The sequence below is a fragment of the Sorangiineae bacterium MSr11954 genome (assembly GCA_037157815.1).
In the GTDB taxonomy this organism is placed as follows: Bacteria; Myxococcota_A; Polyangia; order Polyangiales; family Polyangiaceae; genus Pendulispora; species Pendulispora albinea.
In genome coordinates, this window is record CP089984.1 from 8,626,119 (window position 1) to 8,646,023 (window position 19,905).

The window sequence follows — 19,905 nt, forward strand, 5'->3', positions numbered from 1 at the left end:
GCGTAGAAGCGGTCCCAAGCGGGTTCGGAAGCCCGCGTCCGCCCGCTCGGCGGATCGCCGAAATTTTGCGAGCTGAGGAGATGTGCTCATATAGATGGACGTAAGCGGATACCTTCTGGTAATTGGCCGAGCGGGCGTCAGGTGCCCCCAAAAGCATTGGCTTTGATGATGGCAACGACGAAAAAGGGTGGGACGAAAAAGGCCGCAGCCAAAGGCGGGGAGAAGCCCGCAGTTGGCAAAGGCACCGGCGCGGGAAAATCACCGGCCGGCAAAAACGGCAAGGACGACAAGTCCGCCGGCGGAAAGCGCAAGCTCGGATTGCGCGGCGCCGCACCGTGGGCAGCTCGGCACGCCGCAAAACATGCCGCCGAGGCGCGTGCCCGGGCGGCCGAGCCCCCGCTTCCGGGGAGCGCTCGCGCCACCATTCGCACGCCCACGGGCGCCGAGGACATCAAGGCGAAGATCGGCGATCTTCACAATGCCCTCCAGCACATCAAGCAACTTCGGAAAAACTTCAATAAATCATTTTACGATATTGGAGAGATCCTGAAGGACGTGCAGAGCCGAAAGCTCTACGAGGCCAAGGGCTACGGCACCTTCGAGGCGTTCCTCGAGCGCGAGATCGATCTGGGCAAAATCACGTCGCTCCGCCTGGTGCGCGTGGTCGCAATCTTCCTCAAGGACGCAGCCCTCGAATACGGCGTCGACCGCGTGCTCAACGCGCTCGTCGCCCTCGAAGCGCCCACCGAATCGTCCCTCGACGTGAACAAGGGCAAGGTCCCTCCGCCGCCCATTTCAACGGCGGCACTGCCGCTCAAACCGCCGGGCCGCTAGTCGTAGCTCTATCGAGCGGACCACGTCCGCTCGTTTTGCGGGGTCTCGCCGCGTGATGCCTCGGTTGACCGCTCCCTGCGCAGCGGTGGCCGAGGCGCTCGCCTCAGGTGCGCCAGTCAACGGTAACGGCTCCCGCGCGGAGCGGTGCCGGTGCAAACGCTTGCCGAAACGATCCCCGCCATCCAGCTCCCTCCTCCCCAGGGGGATGGCTGGTGCGGACCGAGGGCGCGCCTTCGTGGTGAGCGCGGTGGGTGCGGTAGCCCGTCAGGAACGCGCGAAAGCGCCCCGCCGAAGATTCGCCGGAGGCGGCGCTAGGCAGCTCACCGGGCAGCGCCCCATGCGCCACCGCACGGCATCGCCAATTCAACGCCCCGTCGGAATACGCACCCGCACCTGCGTCCCCTGCCCCCGCTCGCTGGTGATCCCAACGTCACCCCCGTGCTGATCGACGATTTTCCGCACGATGGAGAGCCCCAGGCCCGTGCCGCCTTCTTTCGTCGTGAAGAACGGATCGAACACGTTGTCCACCAGCTCCGGATCGATCCCGGGCCCCGTGTCGACAATCTCGAGCACCACATTGGAGTCGCCGCATAGAACGCGGGCCGTCAGGGTCCCGCCTTCCTTCATCGCCTCGATCGAGTTCACGACCAGGTTGATAATCACCTGCTTCAACTTTTCGCGATCGCCAATGGCCACGCCGCATCCGTCGGCCACGATTTGACGCTCGATGCGGATGCCGCGCCGCTCGGCGCTCTCGCGCTCCAGCTCCAGCACGTCATCAACCAAGCTGCCGATGTGCACCGGCTCGCGCCCGATGCCGCGCGGGCGCGCGAGCTCCAAAAACTCCGTGAGCAGACGATTGAGACGGTTGATCTCGCTCCCCACGATCTCGACCCGGCGATGCATCGCCGCGCGTCGATCGAAGTCCGCCTCCAGCTTGTCGATGTCGCGGCCCATCAGGTGCAGCTGCAGCACGGCCGCGTTCAGCGGGTTGCGGATCTCGTGCGCGAGGTTGAGCGCCAAGGTGCCCATGGCGCTGAGCGCCTCGGCGTCGGCCGCGCGCTTCTCGAGGGCGCGGCGCTCGGTGACGTCGATGCCGATGAGGTAGACGAAATGATGGCGCTTCTCCTCGCTGTCGCGCGCGGGGAGCAGCTGCCAGCGCACGCGCCGCTGCGGCTCCACGAAGCTCGTCTCCACCTCGCGCAGACGCTCACCGCGGTGCGCTTGGCTGAGCGACTCGCGCAAGCGGGCGCGGTCCTCCTCCGGGATCCAGGTGTCGACGAAGTCGCGACCGTAGGCCTCCTCGGAGGCGATCTCCGCGAGCGCGGCCGCCCGGCGGTTGAAGAGGGCCACGTGCCCCGTCTCATCGAGGCCAATCACGAGCACGTCGGTCAGCTCCACGAGGGCGCGGTAGCGGCGCTCCAGCTCCTCGCGGTCGCGCATCAAGCGGACCTTGGTGATGGCCTGCTGAATGGTCGACAGAAGCTCCTCGGGCCGGAATGACTTGAGGATGAAGGCAAACGCGCCCGAGCGCAGCGCCGCGATGGCGGCGTCGACGCTGGCAAAACCGGTGACGAGCACCACTTCGCTCGCGGGGGACGCGCGGCGCAGCGGCTGAATGATATCGACCCCGCTCGTATCGGGGAGCTTCACGTCCACGATGGCGACGTCGAAGCCGTCGGTCTCGGCGATGCGCAGCGCATCTTGGCCGCGCGTGGCGTTGATCACCACGAAGCCGTGCGGCTCGAGCACCTCGCGCAAGGTCGTGACCAGATCGGTGTTGTCATCGACGACCAGAACGCGCCCCAGCATGCCGCGGCGGCAGATGCCGAAGCCGGTGCGCGGGGTTCGAAGCGATGGCGGCGTGGGGACCCCGGGCGAGGTCGTGTTGGCCGCCTTCATCTTCACCGACTCCGTGAGGCCAACCGCACCCCCCAAAGTGGACACCTTCCAGTTCGCAGATTCCCTGAAGCTCACGATAGAACCCCCAGTACCGTTTGGAGCAGGTCGTTCACCATCTGCGGATTCGCGCTCCCCTTCGTCTCTTTCATCACCTGTCCTACGAAAAATCCCATAAGCGCGGTCTTCCCGCCACGCAAGGCTGCGGCCTGCTTTGGATTTTGCTCCACGACCTTGCGGCAGATGGCCAAGATGGCCTCCTTGTCGGTGACCTGGGCCATGCCGAGCTCGGCGATGACCTCCTCGGGCATCCGCTCGGTGCGGACGATTTTTGCGTAGACCTCTTTGGCTTGCTTGCCGCTGATCTTACCGCGGTCCACCAGCTTGAGAAGCTGCACGATCTGGCGCGCCGAAACGGGGATGTCGGCGGTGAGACCATGGGTGGTCACATCGCGCAGCACCTCGTTCTGGATGAAGTTCCCGACCTTCACGCCATCCCCGTATAGGGTCGCCGCCTCCTCGAAGAAGGCCGCAATGCGCGGGTGCTGCGTTAAAACGGCCGCCGCGCCCGGCACCAGCCCCAATTCCGACACGAAACGGGCGCGTTTGTCGCGTGGCAACTCGGGCATCTCGGCGCGCACCTGCAAGATGAACGCCTCGTCCAGGATCAGCGGCGGTAGGTCGGGCTCCGGAAAATACCGATAATCTTGGGCGGTCTCTTTGCTGCGGAGGGAAAACGTCTTGCCGCCGTTTTCGTCCCAGCCTCGGGTCTCCTGGGTCAGCTTGCCGCCCGACTCCAGCACCGCCTCCTGCCGCGAAATCTCGTACGCAATGGCCTTCTCGACGAAGCGGAACGAGTTGATGTTCTTCAACTCCACCCGGGTGCCGAACGGCTCCGTGCCGCGCGGGCGCAACGAGACATTGGCGTCGCATCGAAAGGAGCCCTCCTCGAGGTTGCCATCGTTGACCCCGAGGAAGACGAGCACGTCGCGAAGCGCGCGCAGGTAAGCGACCGCTTCCGCCGCGCTGCGCAGATCGGGCCTGCCCACCACCTCGACCAGCGGCACACCCGAGCGATTCAAATCCACGATGGAGTGATCACCGCGGTCGTGGAGGTTCTTGCCCGCGTCCTCCTCCATGTGCACCCGCTCGATTCGGGGCCGGATGGTGCGCCCCTCGCACTCCACCTCGAGGACGCCGTCTTCGCTGAATGGCTCGTCGAATTGGCTGATTTGGTAGCCCTTGGGCATGTCGGGGTAGAAGAAGTTCTTGCGCGCGAACCGGCTCACGGCTCGAAGCTGGCACCCGAGGCCCAAGGCCGCCCGCACCGCCAGGCGCACCGCCTCGCCATTGAGGACCGGGAGCGCGCCGGGGAGGCCGAGGCACGTGGGGCATACTTGCGTATTGGGCGCGGCGCCAAAGGCGGTCGAGCAGGAGCAAAAAGCCTTGGTGCGCGTGAGGAGCTGCACGTGCACCTCGAGGCCGATGACCGCTTCGTAGCGAGATGTCATGAGCCCCGAGGATAGCGCGCCGCGCGCAGGCGCAGGCTCGAAAGTGGCCTGCGACGGCCGAATCGTGCGAGACTCGCGCTGTGTCCAGCGGCGACTTTTCCCTCGGTGATTTCGTCCAGCGCGCCCTTCCGCTCGCCATTCTGGGGCTCGCCCTCATCGGCGCCCCGCTCCTGATCTTCGAGCCGGAGGGGCTGCCGCGCATGCGCGCGCTGTCGAAGGAGCTGGCGCAGGTCAAGGCCGAAAATGTGGAGCTTACCCGCGACGTGGCGCACCTTCGCGCGGAGGTGCTCGACCTGAAGGACAATCCGACGGCCGTGGAGCGCATCGCGCGGGGCAAGCTCGGGCTGGTGCGAAAGAGCGAGGTCGTCTTTCAATTTGGAAAAGGGCGATAGCAAAGCGGGTAATATCCGCGTGACGTGCCCTACGAGCTCGGTCGCGCCCTCCTTCTGTCCGAGGCGGTAACGCCGGCGGCGCTCGCACGCGCCCTGTACGTGGTGGCCACCGAGGGGATCCCGCTGCCGCGCGTGCTGGTGGCGCTCGGGTTCATCACGCCCGAAAGGTTGGACGACGAGCTGGCGCGCACCGACGCGCCGGTGGTGCACACCCTGGTGCCCGTACCGAGCCTCCTCGATGCGCTGCCGAGCGGGCTTTGCAGCCGCCTGCTGGCGCTGCCCATCCGCATGGATCCGCGCACCGGCACCGTCGATGTCGCCGTCGCCGATACACGTGATCCCCATGGAGCCAACGAGATTGGCTTCTTCCTCAAGGCGCCGGTGCGCATGGTGCGCGCGCCGCTGGCCATGCTGGAGCGCGCCCTCGATCGCAGCACGGCGCCGCCGGCCATGCATGCGCTCGCGGCGCCGCCCCATCCCAACGCCCATGCCGATGCGCCGCGGAGCATCTGGGCGGTGCAGCGCCGGATCAAAGAGACGCCCGCGTGGGGCACGCCCGTGCCGCGCCCTGCTCCGATGCTCGCAAACCCCGTGAGCCCCTTCGGCGTGAACGCGGAGCCCATCGAGTCGGATCTGCCTCCGGTGCTGCGTGTCATCCCGCAGAGCCCAGGCCCGGCGGAGCGTCGATCGCGGCCGTCGTACCCGATGGCGCATGCGCTCCTCGCCAACGATACGATGGCCACGTCGGGCCGGCGCGCCTCATTTCTTCCCACGCAAACCGCCCGCCCGGACTCGTGGATCCCCGACGAGCCGACCCTCCCCTTCCCCGATCCATCGCGGATCATCGCGACCATGCGGAGCGCGCTCGATCGCGACGAGGTGCTCCACGCGCTGCTGATGGGCACCCGCGCGGTCGCGCGCAAGGTGGCGCTGTTCGTGGTGAAGCGCGATGCGTTCGTGGGCTGGCGCTGCACCCCGGAGTTCGGCGACGAGTCGGAGCTCCGCAAGATCCGCATCGCGTCCAACTTGCCGAGCACCTTGGCCACCGCCGCGGCGGCCGGGCGGTACCTGGGGCCCCTCTATCGAACCGAAGCCCATGCGCCGCTCTTGCAGGTCATGGGCAACACCACCCGCGACATCGCCATGTCCGTGGTGCGGCTCAGGGGTCAGGCGACCATGTTGGTCGTGGCCGATGAATTGGGCGACACGGCCCTCGGCACCCAACGCATCGACGAGCTCGCCCGCATCGCAGGCGAAGCGCTGACCCGCATCCTCAAGCGCGCGCGCTGACGCGGACGGGAACTTGCTTCCACCCCGGCACGAGGTGGAAAAAGCTTATGCGATCGTGGATGAGGTCTCGCAGGTGCTCAACCGCAAGCGCGACGAGCACGCCAAGCGGCTCGGACACTGAAAAGCGCGCGCGCGGTCACGCAGCGCGCACCGGGAGAACGCTGTGACGCGGCGCCTCGCGTGGGGCAGGTCTGTTCGGTGGGCCTGTGTCTGTGTGGCGGTCTTGGCGATCGGCGATGCCGTGGCGGCCTGCTCGACCCTCCTCGGGATCGAATCCGGCCTACCGTTCGAGGACGGCGGCTCGCTCTCCGAGGCGGGTGTCCCCGACGAGGGCGGGATCGGCGGCGGTTTGCAGCCCGACTCCGGCAATGCGTGCGACGCGGGGAGGCCCGATCCCTACTTTTGCAATGGCCGCTGCGGAAAGCTGACCGACAGATGCGGCAATGAAGTCAATTGCGGGATGGCCTGCGCGGGAAACCTTATTTGCAACGAAACGAAGCACCTTTGTGAATGCACGGCGCCGGATTGGTGCCACGGACGCTGCGACAAGAGCATCGACTACTGCGGCGTTCAGCAGACGTGTATCTGCCCCAACGGCAGCGTGTGCAATCACTCGACGGGGTTCTGCGGCACGTGCATTCCCAACCCTCTGGCCTGCAGTGGAAAGAACTGTGGATACCAAGACAATGGATGCGCCAAACAATCGTGCGGAACGTGCAAAGCCGGCGACGTATGCCGCCGGGTCCCCGCCAGCGACACCTCCGGGACGTGCTGCACGCCCAAGACGGGCGCGGAGCTGTGCCTCGGCAAGTGCTCGGGCATCGTGGTCGATCCCTGCACGGACAAGCCCACGGACTGCGCCACCATCAACCAATGCGCCCCCACCGAGATGTGCGGCGGCAACGCGACGTGTTGCCTGCGCGACGATCAACCTTGTAGCCCGCAGGGCGAAGCATGCTGCTCGGGCAAGTGCGCGCCGTCGGTCGACGCGGGAGATGGCGCCGTGACCCCGCAAGTGTGCGTGCCCTGATGAGCATCCTCCTCGGAGAAGTCCTGGACGACAAATACCGCATCCAGCGCCCGGTCGGCGAAGGCGGCATGGGGCTGGTGCTGGAGGCGCTGCACCTGCGGCTCGATCAGCGGGTGGCCATCAAGATGCTCGTGGGCGGCGCGCTGCGAACCGACGAGGCGGTGGCCCGCTTCACGTTCGAGGCCCGCGCGGCCGCGCGCATCCAGAGCGAGCACGCCGTGCGCGTGTTCGACGTGTCGACCTTGCCCAACGGCATCCCCTACCTGGTGATGGAGTACCTCGAGGGCCGCGATCTCGAGGCGACCTTGCGGCGCTCGGGGCCCATGGCGGTCACCCAGGCCGTAACGTACGTGCTGCAAGCGTGCGAGGCGCTGGCGGAGGCGCACGCGAGCGGCATCGTGCACCGCGATCTCAAGCCGGCGAACCTGTTTTTGGCCGAGCGCCTCGATGGCTCGCTGCGCATCAAGATCCTCGACTTCGGCGTCTCCAAGCTGCTCTCCAGCGGCGCGGCCGGCGAGGCGAGCTACGCCGACGACGTGGCGCTCCCGCACGCCGCGCCGCTCGTGGGCTCGCCGCTGTACATGGCGCCCGAGCAAATGCGCGACGCCAAACGCGCCGATCCGCGGGCGGACATCTGGTCGCTCGGGATCATTCTGTACGAGCTGCTCGCGGGCGCCGCGCCGTTCGCGGGCGAGACGTTGACCGAGGTGTGCGCGTCCATCGTCACCGACCCACCGCGGCCGCTCGCGCCCGGACGCACCGACGTCCCGGCGCCGCTCGAAGCGGTGGTGACGCGCTGTCTGGCGAAGGATCCGGCGGAGCGGTTCCAAAATGTGGCCGAGCTGGCGCGCGCTCTCCAACCTTTCGCGCCGGAGCAGGCGTTCATCACGGTGCCGCGCACCGCGCGCGTGCTCTCGCGCGGAGAGCTGGGCTCCGCGAGCGCGCTGGCGACCTTACCGCGCGACACGCGGAGCGCATCCCAGGGGGTGCTGCTGGCGCTAGCGGGCGCGGGGTTGCTGCTCCTCGTGGCGTCGGTCGTGGGGCTGCTCGTGCAACGTGAGCCCGTGCCCGCGTCCGAGGCGGCGCGCGCGACGCACTCGGCGCGCGCGGTTAGCGCGGCACCGCGGTGATCGCCTCTTCTTGCACGGGGCCGACCCCGCACTCGCGGACGGTGGTCGCGCTGCCCGCGTTCTCCTCGGGCTTCGGCGGGCGGTCGATGCAGCGGATGGGCGCGGTCATCTCGGTGTCCGGCTTTTCGTCGCGATCGATGTCGCCATAGGCTTGCACGATGCCGGTGTCATCGCTCTGGCGGATCCAGCGGAATTGGTAGTGGCAGGTCGCGTCGGTGGGCGCGAAGTGCGCGCAGGTGAAGGCCTCCGCTTGCCAGTCGCTTTTGGTGGTGCGGTAGCCGGCGCCGGCGAGCAGGCTGAAGTCGGCGGGCACGAGCGGCGAGCTCGGCGGAAGTTTGCCGGTGGTCGCGCAGTGCGCGACGCCCTCACCGAAGTCGCCGAGGCGCCTTCGACCTTCGGAGAGGAGCGAAGCGCGCACGAGTTGCTTCCGGCCGACGAAGGCGAAGGCCAGAAAGATTCCCAGAGCGACCACGGCGATGACGGCGGCTCCAACGGCGACCAAGCGTTTGCCAGAAAGCGACTTCGAAGGCATCGTGCAGGCCGAGGAACCTACCGTGATCTCGTCCAAGCCGCAGAGCGAATCCATCACCGATATGACAGAATACGTTCTCCCCCAGCACGCCAACGCCCTGGGCGGCGTGTTCGGCGGACAAATCATGGCCTGGATCGACTTGTGCGCCGCCATCTGTGCGCAGCGCCACTCGGGTCATATGGCGGTCACGGCCTTCGTGGACGATTTGAAGTTCGAGCAGCCTGTCAAGATCGGAGAGGTGGCGCGGCTGCGGGCTCGGTTGCTGGCCACTTTTCGCACGTCGATGGAAATCGAGGTGGTGGTCGAGGGGGAAAACCTGAAAACCCAGCGCCGCTGGCCGTGCGTCCGCGCCCGGCTGGTCTTCGTGGCCATCGACGACGACGCGAAGCCCACGGCGGTGATACCGCTGGCGCTCGACTCGGAAGAAACGCGAATTTCCCAGGCCGAAGGGGAAGCGCGGCGCCGCGCGCGCTTGGACCGGGCAGAAACGACGCGGACGTGAGCGCCCCTCTTGCGTGACCCGCGGCCGCGCTCCTTATAATGCGCGGATCATGTCGCACGTCGTTCCCGTTGCCGAACTTTCGCAGCAGGTGGGCCAAGAAGTCACCGTCCGCGGTTGGCTTTACAACAAGCGCTCGAGCAAAAACGTTCACTTCCTCGAGCTGCGCGATGGCACCGGCATCGTGCAAACCGTCGTCTTCAAGGGGAATGTCACCCCCGAGCTCTTCCAGCTGGCCGAGGGGCTGGGGCAGGAGTCCAGCATCGAGGCCACGGGGCTCGTCAAAGAGCACGGCAAGCTGAAAGGCACGTACGAGCTCGACGCCAAGGACGTGCGGGTCATCGCCCACGTGGCGCGCCAGTACCCGATTTCGCCCAAGGAGCACGGGACCGATTTCCTCATGGACAACCGGCACCTCTGGCTGCGAAGCAAGCGTCAGCACGCGATCCTGCGCATCCGCCATACGATCATCAAAGCGGTGCGCGACTTCTTCGACGGGCGCGGCTTCACCTTGGTGGACGCCCCCATCTTCACGCCCAACGCGTGCGAGGGGACGAGCACCCTGTTCGAGACCGACTACCACGGCGAGCCGGCGTACCTCACCCAGTCGGGCCAGCTCTACATGGAGGCCGCGGCGGCCGCGGTGGGCAAGGCGTACTGTTTCGGGCCCACCTTCCGCGCCGAGAAGTCGAAGACGCGCCGGCACCTGGCGGAGTTCTGGATGGTGGAGCCCGAGGTGGCGTTCCTCGATCTGGAAGGCGACATGAAGCTGGGCGAGGACTTCATCACGTACATCGTGGAGCGCGTCCTCGAGACCCGCGCCGAGGAGCTCAAGATCTGCGAGCGCGACACGACCTTCCTGGAGAAGGTGAAGACGCCGTTCCCGCGCATCACGTACCACGAGGCCATCAAGATCCTGCAAGAGAACGGGCACCCGGAGGCCAAGGTGGGAGACGACTTCGGCGGCGACGAGGAGACGGTCATCTCGAACAAGTTCGACCGCCCGCTGATCGTGCACCGCTACCCGAGCGACATCAAAGCCTTCTACTTCAAGCGCGATCCCGGGAACGAGGCGCTGGCGCTCAACATGGACATCCTGGCGCCCGAGGGCTACGGCGAAATCATCGGCGGCGGGCAGCGCGAAGATAGCCTCGAGCGCTTGGAGGCAGCCATCGGCCACCACAAGCTGCCCATGGAAGCCTTCGAGTGGTACCTCGACCTCCGCCGCTACGGGAGCTTTCCGCACGCGGGGTTCGGGCTCGGCATCGAGCGCACCGTGTCGTGGATCTGCGGGCTGCCGCACGTGCGGGAGACGATCCCGTTCCCGCGTATGCTCAATCGGCTGGCGCCCTAACGTCTTCGCTGGAGCGCTCCGCAAGGCGCCCTGAGATTTCAACTGCAAGGCGCCTTGAGGATTTTGAACCGCCAAGGCGCCCTGAGATTTCAACTGCAAGGCGCCTTGACGATTTTGAACCGCCAAGGCGCCCTGAAGATTTTCAACCGCCAGGACGCAAGGATCGCTAGGAGCAGAAGAGAGAGATAAAAAAAAAATACCTCTCTCCTTTCCTGCTAGCGCCCCTAGCGACCCTGGCGGTTTCACCTCGCCTTCATGGGCGTGAATCGAGCGTCCGCGAAATCGGCGCCCCCCCACGAAATCGGCGCCCCCACGAAACCGGCGCCCCCACGAAACCGGCGCCCCCCCCACGAAACCGGCGCCCCCACGAAACCGGCGTCCCCCCACGAAATCGGCGCTCCCGCGAAATCGGCGCCCCCTTCGCGAAGGCTAAAGCCCTGCGCGCAGTTGGGTGATCGGGCGGTAGATGCGCTCCAGATATTCGTCGGCGGAGCGGGTCCATGAAAAATCGCGGTGCATGGCGCGGGCGATGAGACGGCGGAAGCCTTCGCGGTCGGAGTAGGCCGTGAGGGCGTCGTCGCAGGCGATGAGGAGCGAGAGCGGATCGGGGTTCTTGGCGACGAAGCCCGTGCCCTCTTCGCGCACGGCGCTGAACGGGGTGACGGTGTCGTGCAGGCCGCCCACGTCGGTGACGATGGGGATGGCGCCGTAGCGCATGGCGTACATCTGGGTGAGGCCGCACGGCTCGTAGCGCGATGGAACGAGCAGAAAATCCGTGCCCGCGTAGATGCGGCGCGCCAGCTTCTCGTCGAAGGCCACCCGCGCCGCCACCCGGCCCGGGTAGCGCGCGCCCAGCGCATGGAGCGCACGTTCGAGCGCGCGCTCGCCCGTCCCGACCAGCGCGATGCGCGCGCCGCCCTCGAGCAAGTTGCCCACGATGGGGAGCAGAAGGTCGATCCCTTTTTGATGCGTCAGCCGCGACACGAGGGAGAAGAGCGGCGCGTTCGGATCGCCCAGCCCCAGCTCGTGAACGAGCGCCTCTTTGCAGCGCGCGCGCCCGGGCGCAAAATCGTCCGCGTGGTAGTTCGCGGCGATGGCGCCGTCGCGGCTCGGATCGAAGCTCTGGATGTCGATGCCATTGAGGATGCCCGCGGTTTTGTACGAGAGCGACCGCAGAAAATGGTGCAGCTGAAAGCCCCCGCTCGGCTGCAGGATCTCGCGCGCATACGTCGGGCTCACGGTGGTGACCCGATCGGCCACCGACATGGCGCCCTTGAGCAGGTTCACCAAGCCGCCGTGCTCGAGACACCCGGGATGGTACGCCCCGCGCGGAAGCGCCAGCCGATCGAGCGAATCGAAGCCGAGCACCCCCTGGTAGGCGAGGTTGTGAATGGTGAACACCGTGGGAACGTCGGCCCACGCCTGCCCCATGGTGAGGCGCGCGTAGAGCAGCGCAAAGGTGGCGTGCCAGTCGTGCGCGTGGATGACGTCGGGCCCCCGATCGGGACCGGTGCCGCCCCAGAGGCGCTCGGCGATGGAGAGCGCGGCGCGCGACATGGTGGCGAAGCGGAGCTCGTTGTCGCCGAAGGTGCCGAACGCGTCTTCGTAGATGCCGTCGCGCAGAAAAAGCCCGGGATCGTCGACCAAAAAGACGCGCACATTGGGGGCGAGCCGCACCTCGACCACGCCCGGGTAGCGCACGTCGTCGGCGCCCCAGCCCACCCGCGCGGGCACGGTGCCGTACCATCGGTGCACGTCGTCCGATGGGATGCGCGTGGTGCCGTAGAGCGGCGTGACGATGGCCACGTCCACCCCACGGGCCCCCAGCGCCCGCGACACACCGAGAACGACGTCACCCAGCCCGCCCGTGCGGGCAAACGTTTCGACCTCGGACGAAACCATGAGAAGACGGAGCGGTCGGGGCATCGTCCGCACTTTAGAACACGCTTGAGGCTGTTCGTCGCGAAGATTTCGGAGCGTGCCTCTGCTTCGACGCCGACGCTATAGTGGCAGGACGACCGCCAGGACGCGTGGCAGGACGAGCGGCGGAACGAACGGCGAAACGTGGGCGTTTTCGATCGAATTTTCGGCAAAGGAGGCTACGCGCAGGTGGCGCGAAGGGCCGAGCTGCGCGGGGATCTCGCGCGTGCAGCGGAGCTCTGGGGCCTGGCGGGTCTGCCGGAGGAGACCGCCCGCGTCATGATTCTCCGCGGCGACGCGGAGGTCGACCCCATCATCCGGCGCCAGCATTATTTGCAGGCGAAATCCATAGCCCCCGACGATCACCCGGTGCGCGCGGAGGCGCGGCGCAAGCACGCGCTCCTCACGTTGAGCATGGCCAAGGACGGCGCCTTTTCGTCCGCGCGCCGGCAGGAGCTGCTCGCCGCCGCCCAGGAGCTGGAGGAGCTCGCCGAGCCGCTGCAGGCGGCCGACGCCTATCGTTTGGCGGCCGACGAAGAGGGCGAGGCGCGCGCGTTGACGCAGGCGGGCGAGATTGAAAAGCTCGAGAGCTTGCTGGCGAGCGAGCAGGATCGCCAGCGGCGCGAGCGCGCACGGCAGCAGATGGCCGCCGAAATGGACATGATGGTCGCCGGAGGCCGCCGACGCGAAGCGTTATCGGCGGGGCAGACGTGGGTGGCCACCGACTCCGAGGATCGCATGCTGCGCGAGCGGTGCGATACCCTTCGCGCCCGGCGCACCAAAGGCTCCATTTTGCGCGCGGTCGTGGAGGGGCACGAGCGGCTCATCGCCTTTGGCACGGAGATCGTTCTGGGGCGCACGGAGGGTGAAATCCTGGTCGCATCGCACGCGGTGAGCCGGAGGCACCTGCGCATCGTTCGCGAGGGGAGCGAGACGTTCGTGATGGACGTGGGCAGCCGCAACGGCACCCAGCTTCGCGGCATGCGCATCGCCGGCCGGCTCGCGGTGGGCGAGGGGCTCGAGCTCCGGCTGGGCAACGAGCTGCCCGTGCGGCTCTCGCCGGCGGCGGAAATCGAGGGTGCCACGGCCGTCGAGGTGGCCGGGCGGCGCTACCTTTTGCCGTTTGGGCCGGCGAAGCTCCCGGTGGGCGATTGGCAGTTGGAGCAGGGCGAGTCGGAGTGGATCGATCTGGTGACGGGCGAACCGCGCGCCTTCCTCGGCGACGCGGTGCTCGCGGCGCGGGCCACGTTGTTGGTCGGTGATCGCATCGGCCGCGCGCGGGGAGGGCCGTGCGTGCTGGAGATCGCGGGCGAGCCATGAAGGAGGCGAACCGTCCGCCGCTCCCGCCCGAGGTGGCGCGCTTGCTCGAGGTGGGGCGCCCGGGCGGGCCATCCATCGACGATGCCATGGCGCTGCTTCGCCAGATTCGCCGCACACCGCACGAGGCGCGCACCTTGGAGGAGCTCACGATCCGCCACACCGCCTCGCCGCTCCCGGAGCCGCTCGCGTTGGCCGCCGCGTCGGCCGCCATCGATCGCGGCGAGCCGGCGGCCGCCTTTGCGCTCTTGAACGAGGCATCCTCGTCGGGCGCGCTCATGCTGCGCGCCGATCTCGAGGCCGATCGCGGCGACACCAGCGCCGCCCTGGCGCTCGTGGAGCGCGTGCTCCTTCGCGACATCGGCCACCCCGGCGCGCGCGAGCGCCACCTTCGACTTCGCCAGGCCATGGGGCTCACGTCCGCGCTGGACGGTGGCCCCGGAGGATGGCGCGGCGCCCAGGGCGCGCGCAAGGAGCGCGATGCGCGCGAGACCACGTGGATCGCCAGCGAGCCCGATACGCCGTACGTCATCCACCGCGAGGTCGCGCGCGGCGGCTCCGGGGTGGTGTACGAGGCCGAGGATCGCGATTTGGGAAGGCGGCTCGCGCTCAAGATGTACCACGAGCCGAATCGGCAACGGGAGCAGCTGCTGCACGAGGCGCGGGTCGCGGTGGCGCTGTCGGGCCTCGCGGGGCCGGGCATCGTGCGCGTGTTCGACGTGGATCCGGATCGCGGCTGGATCGCGCTCGAGTGGGCCGGGGGCGGCGCGCTGCGCGATCGCATCGGCGAGGGCGATCGCGCCGCGCTGCTCCCTATCGAACGATGGGCGCTGCCGCTCGCGGCCACCCTGGCGCGCGTTCACGATGCCGGCTGGCTTCACCTCGACGTCAAGCCGGCCAACGTTTTGTTCGCGCGCGACAACGCGCCGCTCCTCACCGACTTCGGGATCGCGCGCCGCCAAGGTGAGCACCCCGCCGCGGGGAGCCTGGGCTATGCCTCGCCGGAGCGCATCGCCGGCGCCGCATGCGACGAGCGTGAGGACGTGTATGGCTTTGGGCGACTGCTCGAAGATGTGATCCAACGCCTGAATACACCCGACATCGTCGCGCAATGGACGCCGCTCGTTTCGGCCTGCGTGGCACCGCGAATGTCGCGGCTCTCCTCGGCCCACGCCATCGCGCAGCGCATTTCCGAAGCGCTGGCGCGCTGAAAGTACACAGGCGCACGAAACCGCGGAGCTCTGACGCACAGACAACGCGCAGACGCACGAAACCGCGGAGCTCTGACGCGCGGACGGTACGCGGACCCACGAAACCGCGGAGCTCTGACGCACAGACAACGCGCAGACGCGCGAAATGCGGAGCTCCGGCGGCTGACAACACGCGGGCGAGCTGAAACACGAAGCTCTGACGCACAGACAACGCGCAGACGCGCGAAATGCAGAGCTCCGGCGGCTGACAACACGCGGGCGAGCTGAAACACGAAGCTCTGACGTGCGACAACGCGCAGGCGCACGGATGCCTACCTCTGGCGCTTCGATGCCGGAGCTCTGGCGCGCTGAAAAGGCGGGTCCAAGAAATTTACGCAGTGCATCGTCGCGACTCGTGGGCGAAACGCACGAGAAACAACGCGCCCGTCAAGTTGAAAAGATGTCGCAGATCAACACGACGATTAATACGGGGGACACGGCCTGGCTGCTGGGGAGCTCGGCCCTGGTCTTATTGATGACGCCTGCACTCGCGCTCTTCTACGCGGGCATGGTGCGTCGCAAGAACGTGCTCGCAACCTTGATGCACTCGATGGCCGCCATCCCGGTGTTGAGCCTGAAGTGGTGTCTCTTCGGTTACAGCCTTGCCTTTGGGCCCACCAAGTTCGGCCTCATTGGCGGCTTGGACTTCATCGGCCTGCGCGGCCTCGCCTCCGACGTGCACGGCACGGTGCCGACCTTGGCGTTCGTCGCCTTTCAAATGATGTTCGCCGTGATCACACCGGCGCTCATCTCGGGCGCGTTCGCCGAGCGTATGAAGTTCACCTCGTATCTGGTGTTCGTGCTTCTGTGGTCCACCTTCGTCTACGATCCGGTGGCGCACTGGGTTTGGGCGGACGGCGGGTGGCTCTTCAAGATGGGCGCGCTCGACTTCGCCGGCGGCACGGTGGTGCATCTGTCGGCGGGCGTTTCGGCGTTGGCGTGCGCCATCGTGGTCGGTAAGCGCTACGGCTACCCGCATCGCAAGCCGATGCCGCACAACTTGACGATGACCCTGACCGGCGCGGGCCTTCTCTGGTTCGGTTGGTTCGGCTTCAACGCGGGCAGCGCGCTCTCGTCGGGCGCCTTGGCGGCGCTCGCCTTCGTGACGACGCAGCTGGGTGCGGCGGGCGGCGCGGTGAGCTGGGTGCTGGTCGAGTCGCTCCACCGCGGCAAGCCCACGGCGTTGGGCGTGGCCTCGGGCCTCGTGGCGGGCCTGGTGGCCATCACGCCGGCCGCCGGCTTCGTGGCGCCTTGGGCGGCGATCCTCATCGGGCTCGCGGCGGGCGGCATCTGTTACGCGGCGGTGCTGCAGAAGGATCGCCTCGGCTACGACGACTCGCTCGATGCGTTCGGCATCCACGGCGTGGGTGGGCTCGCCGGCGCGCTCCTCACGGGCGTGTTCGCGCAAAAGAGCCTGAACGAGGCCGGTAACGACGGCGCGCTCTTCGGCAACGTGCACGTGCTGACCACGCAGTTGATCGGGTGCGGCGTCACCATGGTGTACGCGTTCGCGCTCACCTTCGGGATCCTCAAGCTGATCGACGCCGTCATGGGGCTGCGGGTCAGCGAGAACGACGAGCGCGAAGGCCTCGACGTGACCTTGCACGGCGAGGAAGGCTACGTGCTCTCCGGCGGGAGCACCGCGGCCGAGGAGCTCATGGCCCCTGCCGAAGCTTCGGCCCCCAGCGTGTCCACCGCCATCGCGAGCCCGAGGACCACATGATCCACGCCCATCGGGCGCGCACGCTCACCTCCAGGCGCGCGCGCGCGCGCTCGGGGGTGCTCTCGATCCTTTGCACCTTGGCCGCGGCGACGGCGTCCTACGCACGCTCCGCGGCCGCCCAAGAGGCCAGAGATCCGAATGCCCCCCCGCCTTCATCGCCCGCTTCCGATGCGCAAGGCGCAACCCCCGCGCCCGCGGCGGCCACCTCGCCCGCGCCGGCCGACGCCGCACCCGCAGCCACCACACCGGCCACCGCGGCCGAAACACCCGCGCCGCCCGCGCCACCCGCGGAGAGCCCAACGCTCAAGGTGACGGTGGGCGGCTACGCCGAGGCGTATTACTCGTACAACTTCAACACACCGGAGAACGGCATCACCAACTTCCGGTGGATCGACAACCGCCACAACACGTTCAAGCTCCAGACCGCGGTGCTCGACGTGTCGGCGGAGTACGGCGCCTTCACGGGGCACATCGCGCTGCAAGCCGGGCCCACGGCCACCGGCTGGTACGCGGACTCGGTGGAGGCGCGCGCCGGTGCATCGGGCGCCGCGCCGCTCGACAGCGCGACGTGGAAGATCTTGCAACAGGCCACGGTGGGCTGGAGGGCGCCCATCGGGCGCGGGCTGCTCCTGCAAGCGGGGCTCTTCTTGACGCCCATTGGCTTCGAGGGCCCGGCGGTCAAAGACAACTACAACTGGTCGCGTTCGAACCTGTTCTTTGCCCTCCCCTTTTACCACGCGGGCGTTCGCGCCTCGTACGAGCTGACCGACCGCCTCACCGTCTCGGGCATGCTCGTGAACGGCTGGAACTCGGCCACCGACGTCAACGACGGCAAGTCGGGCATCGCGCAGGTCACGTACAAGATCCCCGACTTGCTCTCGCTCTCGGTGCTCTACATGGGCGGGCCGGAGCGGGCGCAAGCGAGCCCCGAGGGCCGGCCTTTTCGGCACTTGTTCGATGGGTGGGCCGAGGTCTTCGTGCACAAGCTGGTGTCGCTCGCGGTGCACGGCAACGCCGGCTTCGAGAACGGCGCGTTCGGCACCCAATCGTGGAAGGCGACCGCGCTCTACGCGCGCGTGCAGCCCCTACCCTTCTTGTACCTGGCGGCGCGCGGCGATGCGTTCTTCGAGGACGCGCCTTCGAATGACAGCGGCAGCGCCTCGTCCATCTTCTTTGGGAGCGACGTGTACTCGGTGACGGGCACCATCGATCTGCGGCCGATGGATCACCTGTCGTTCCGAACCGAGTACCGTCACGATTCCGCGAAGGCGCCCATCTTCTTCAAGCACGGCGCGGCGCAAGACGCGACGGGGGCGTACATCGCCAACGCCGACGCCCAAGACACGGTCACCGTGGGCCTGACGGGCTGGTTCTAGGGGATCACCCCACGAAAGATGCGACCTTCGGACGCGCCGCCGATGCCGCGGCCAGGGAGGAACGAGCGGGTCCCCATCATTTCGATGCCCCGCTTCAAGTTGGCGAAGAGAAACCGCACGGCGCGCGCGCCGTGCGAGCTCGCGGCCAGACCTTGATGCTCGAGCGCCATGGGGAAGGTGCGGGTGGCGATGGGCACCCAGCTCACCCCATCGCTCGAGGCCGACGACGAAGCCACCGTCGCGTCTTGGTTCGGCGTGAGCTCCAGGCGCGCAAAGAAGGTGCTCTCGGCGCTGAGGCCCGAGGGCTTCGGCGCCTCCAGCTCCATGGTGTCGCCGCCCTTGGTCAGGCGGTACTGCACGCGGATGCGGCCGTTGTCCGCCGGGCGGCACACGGCAAAATAGGGGCTGTCCGCGTCGCGGGTGGCGCGGGCCATCAAGCAGCCCTTGGCCCATCGCTCCACATTGGAGCTCGGCACGGCGATGGCGGTGCTCCAGATCGTGCTCGCGGCGCCCTCGGTGTTCGCCGCGCCCGCGCTCGCGGAGCCCGCGCTCGCGGCGGCGGCATGCGACGGCTGCTGTGAATCCGCCTCCAGAAAGTAGAAGCTGTCGCGCCTTCCGTCGATGTCGCCCGACTCCACGGAGACGCCGACGATCGCGCCCTCCTCCGCCGGATGCGGCTCGCACCCCGTGAGCAGGCACAAGAACGGCCAGCCGCTGATGGTGTGCGTGGACGCCCAAGGATCGACCTCGGCGTTGACCCGGTCGGTGGCGAGGAAGTTCGTGCGATGGGCCCGCGCCGCGTTCCATGCGAGCGCGTCATCGAGCCCGCCGCCCATCCCGCCCGCGTACACCCGGCTCACGAGCCCCGCGCGGGAGACCTCGTCGGTGCGCCATGCGTTCTCGCCGTCGGCGTTGAAGAAGACCACGTCTTGCCGGCGCGCGTAGTCGGCGAAGGTGCACCTCGCGTCCAGATCGGGCGCGATGAACGCCGCGCGGTCGGCGCGCCCATCGTCGAGGTAGCGGTCGAGCGACGAGCCGCGCGCGCACGCCTCCGCCCCCGTCAGCGCCACCATGATCTTGCCGCGGAGCGCGCGCGTCTCGGGCCATGCGCAAGCCCCGGTCACCGCGTCGCGCAGGCTCTTGGCCTCGGGGCACGCGGCCATCAAATCGCGCGGCCGGAAGAGGACGTCTTGCCCGAATGCGTTCGTCAGCGCCGCGTCGAGATCGGCGGCGCCGTGGCCGCCGGGCCCGAGATCGTCTTTGAGATCGAGCCAGAGGGTCACGACTTCGTGCTGCGGAAAGCCGTCATGGAACGTCTTCACCACGCGCAGGCAATCGCTCAGACGGACGCACTGGGTGTCGTCGTAGGGCCCCGCGAACATGTGGTAGACGAACCAGTCGCGCGGCGCGGTGGGGAAGCCCACGCGGCCCTCGTGCAAGTCGAACTCGAGCGCGCGCACCCCGTGGTAGACCAGCTCGTCGAAGATGGTCTCGTCGCGTCCGTAGCTGTTGTGGGTCGCCTTTTGCTGAACCTCATTGAAGCGCACTTCCCTTCGCGCAGCGCCCAATGTGCGACGAAGGACGCCTTCGAAATGCGACTCCTGAACCCCGCTCCCCCGGCTCTCGGCGCATGCGGCAGCCAGCAGAAGCACGCCCGCCACCTTCCACGGGCGGCTTCGATCGCGCGCCCGGCGCACTTCAGCGTGAAAACCCGGCCGGCGCGAGCAGCGGACCTCGATATTCGACGTCGGCGGCCGCGAGCGGTCCGCCTCCGCGCTCAAACGCGGCATTCCCGAATCTTTCTGCACCCACACCCCCCGGACGATCCCTGCATTGAAGCTCGGGTGC

Annotated in this window: 16 protein-coding genes; 11 read left to right on the forward strand and 5 right to left on the reverse strand. The window is 67.9% G+C overall.

Annotated elements, in window-relative coordinates:
• Window positions 1-165: 165 nt before the first annotated feature.
• On the forward strand, window positions 166-834 hold the full coding sequence (locus LZC94_33540; GenBank protein ID WXB12761.1) for a hypothetical protein: 669 nt from the start codon (window positions 166-168) through the stop codon (window positions 832-834).
• 363 nt (window positions 835-1,197) lie between these two features.
• On the opposite strand, the gene LZC94_33545 is transcribed toward LZC94_33540, so the two are convergent.
• Window positions 1,198-2,772 (reverse strand): ATP-binding protein, encoded by a 1,575-nt coding sequence (locus LZC94_33545; protein WXB12762.1) that lies wholly within the window; start codon window positions 2,770-2,772, stop codon window positions 1,198-1,200.
• Window positions 2,773-2,807: 35 nt separating this feature from the next.
• Window positions 2,808-4,244 carry an Asp-tRNA(Asn)/Glu-tRNA(Gln) amidotransferase subunit GatB gene (gene gatB, locus LZC94_33550; GenBank protein ID WXB12763.1) on the reverse strand — a complete coding sequence of 479 codons (1,437 nt, stop codon included), beginning with the start codon at window positions 4,242-4,244 and terminating at the stop codon, window positions 2,808-2,810.
• Between the two features lie 80 nt (window positions 4,245-4,324).
• Between gatB and LZC94_33555 the strand changes: the two genes are divergently transcribed.
• From LZC94_33555 to LZC94_33570, 4 genes are all read left to right on the forward strand, one after another.
• The gene (locus LZC94_33555) at window positions 4,325-4,636 is read left to right on the forward strand and encodes a septum formation initiator family protein (GenBank protein WXB12764.1); all 312 of its coding nucleotides are present in this window, start codon (window positions 4,325-4,327) and stop codon (window positions 4,634-4,636) included.
• Between the two features lie 24 nt (window positions 4,637-4,660).
• Complete coding sequence (locus LZC94_33560; GenBank protein WXB12765.1) at window positions 4,661-5,926, forward strand: hypothetical protein; 1,266 nt, start codon at window positions 4,661-4,663, stop codon at window positions 5,924-5,926.
• Between the two features lie 214 nt (window positions 5,927-6,140).
• Window positions 6,141-6,956 (forward strand): hypothetical protein, encoded by an 816-nt coding sequence (locus LZC94_33565; protein WXB12766.1) that lies wholly within the window; start codon window positions 6,141-6,143, stop codon window positions 6,954-6,956.
• Window positions 6,956-8,086, forward strand: a complete 1,131-nt coding sequence (locus tag LZC94_33570) for a serine/threonine protein kinase (protein ID WXB12767.1) — start codon at window positions 6,956-6,958, stop codon at window positions 8,084-8,086. The genes LZC94_33565 and LZC94_33570 overlap by 1 nt, the downstream gene beginning before the upstream one ends.
• Here the strand turns inward: LZC94_33570 and LZC94_33575 are convergent.
• Entirely contained in the window at window positions 8,067-8,618 is a 552-nt protein-coding gene (locus tag LZC94_33575) for a hypothetical protein (protein WXB12768.1), read from the reverse strand. The two genes, LZC94_33570 and LZC94_33575, sit on opposite strands and share 20 nt — an antisense overlap.
• 1 nt (window position 8,619) lies before the next feature.
• Here LZC94_33575 and LZC94_33580 point away from each other — a divergent pair, with 1 nt between their 5' ends.
• A complete protein-coding gene (locus LZC94_33580) occupies window positions 8,620-9,120 on the forward strand; it encodes an acyl-CoA thioesterase (protein ID WXB12769.1) in 501 nt (166 codons plus the stop codon).
• 49 nt (window positions 9,121-9,169) lie between these two features.
• Window positions 9,170-10,471, forward strand: coding sequence for an asparagine--tRNA ligase (asnS, locus tag LZC94_33585; GenBank protein ID WXB12770.1), 1,302 nt, complete (start codon window positions 9,170-9,172; stop codon window positions 10,469-10,471).
• A 429-nt stretch (window positions 10,472-10,900) separates the two neighbouring features.
• Here asnS and LZC94_33590 read toward each other — a convergent pair whose 3' ends face one another.
• On the reverse strand, window positions 10,901-12,397 hold the full coding sequence (locus LZC94_33590; GenBank protein WXB12771.1) for a glycogen synthase: 1,497 nt from the start codon (window positions 12,395-12,397) through the stop codon (window positions 10,901-10,903).
• Between the two features lie 138 nt (window positions 12,398-12,535).
• On the opposite strand from LZC94_33590, the gene LZC94_33595 reads away from it, so the two are divergent.
• The 4 genes from LZC94_33595 (at window position 12,536) to LZC94_33610 (ending at window position 18,057) form a co-directional block, all read left to right on the forward strand.
• Window positions 12,536-13,711 (forward strand): FHA domain-containing protein, encoded by a 1,176-nt coding sequence (locus tag LZC94_33595; protein ID WXB12772.1) that lies wholly within the window; start codon window positions 12,536-12,538, stop codon window positions 13,709-13,711.
• Window positions 13,708-14,919: a protein kinase gene (locus tag LZC94_33600; protein ID WXB12773.1), complete on the forward strand. Its 1,212-nt coding sequence runs from the start codon at window positions 13,708-13,710 to the stop codon at window positions 14,917-14,919. Before LZC94_33595 ends, LZC94_33600 begins: the two co-directional genes overlap by 4 nt.
• A 514-nt stretch (window positions 14,920-15,433) precedes the next feature.
• Window positions 15,434-16,681, forward strand: a complete 1,248-nt coding sequence (locus tag LZC94_33605; protein ID WXB12774.1) for an ammonium transporter — start codon at window positions 15,434-15,436, stop codon at window positions 16,679-16,681.
• Window positions 16,678-18,057 carry a porin gene (locus LZC94_33610; protein ID WXB12775.1) on the forward strand — a complete coding sequence of 460 codons (1,380 nt, stop codon included), beginning with the start codon at window positions 16,678-16,680 and terminating at the stop codon, window positions 18,055-18,057. The genes LZC94_33605 and LZC94_33610 overlap by 4 nt, the downstream gene beginning before the upstream one ends.
• Here LZC94_33610 and LZC94_33615 read toward each other — a convergent pair.
• Window positions 18,054-19,709: a hypothetical protein gene (locus LZC94_33615; protein WXB12776.1), complete on the reverse strand. Its 1,656-nt coding sequence runs from the start codon at window positions 19,707-19,709 to the stop codon at window positions 18,054-18,056. The two genes, LZC94_33610 and LZC94_33615, sit on opposite strands and share 4 nt — an antisense overlap.
• Window positions 19,710-19,905: the final 196 nt, after the last annotated feature.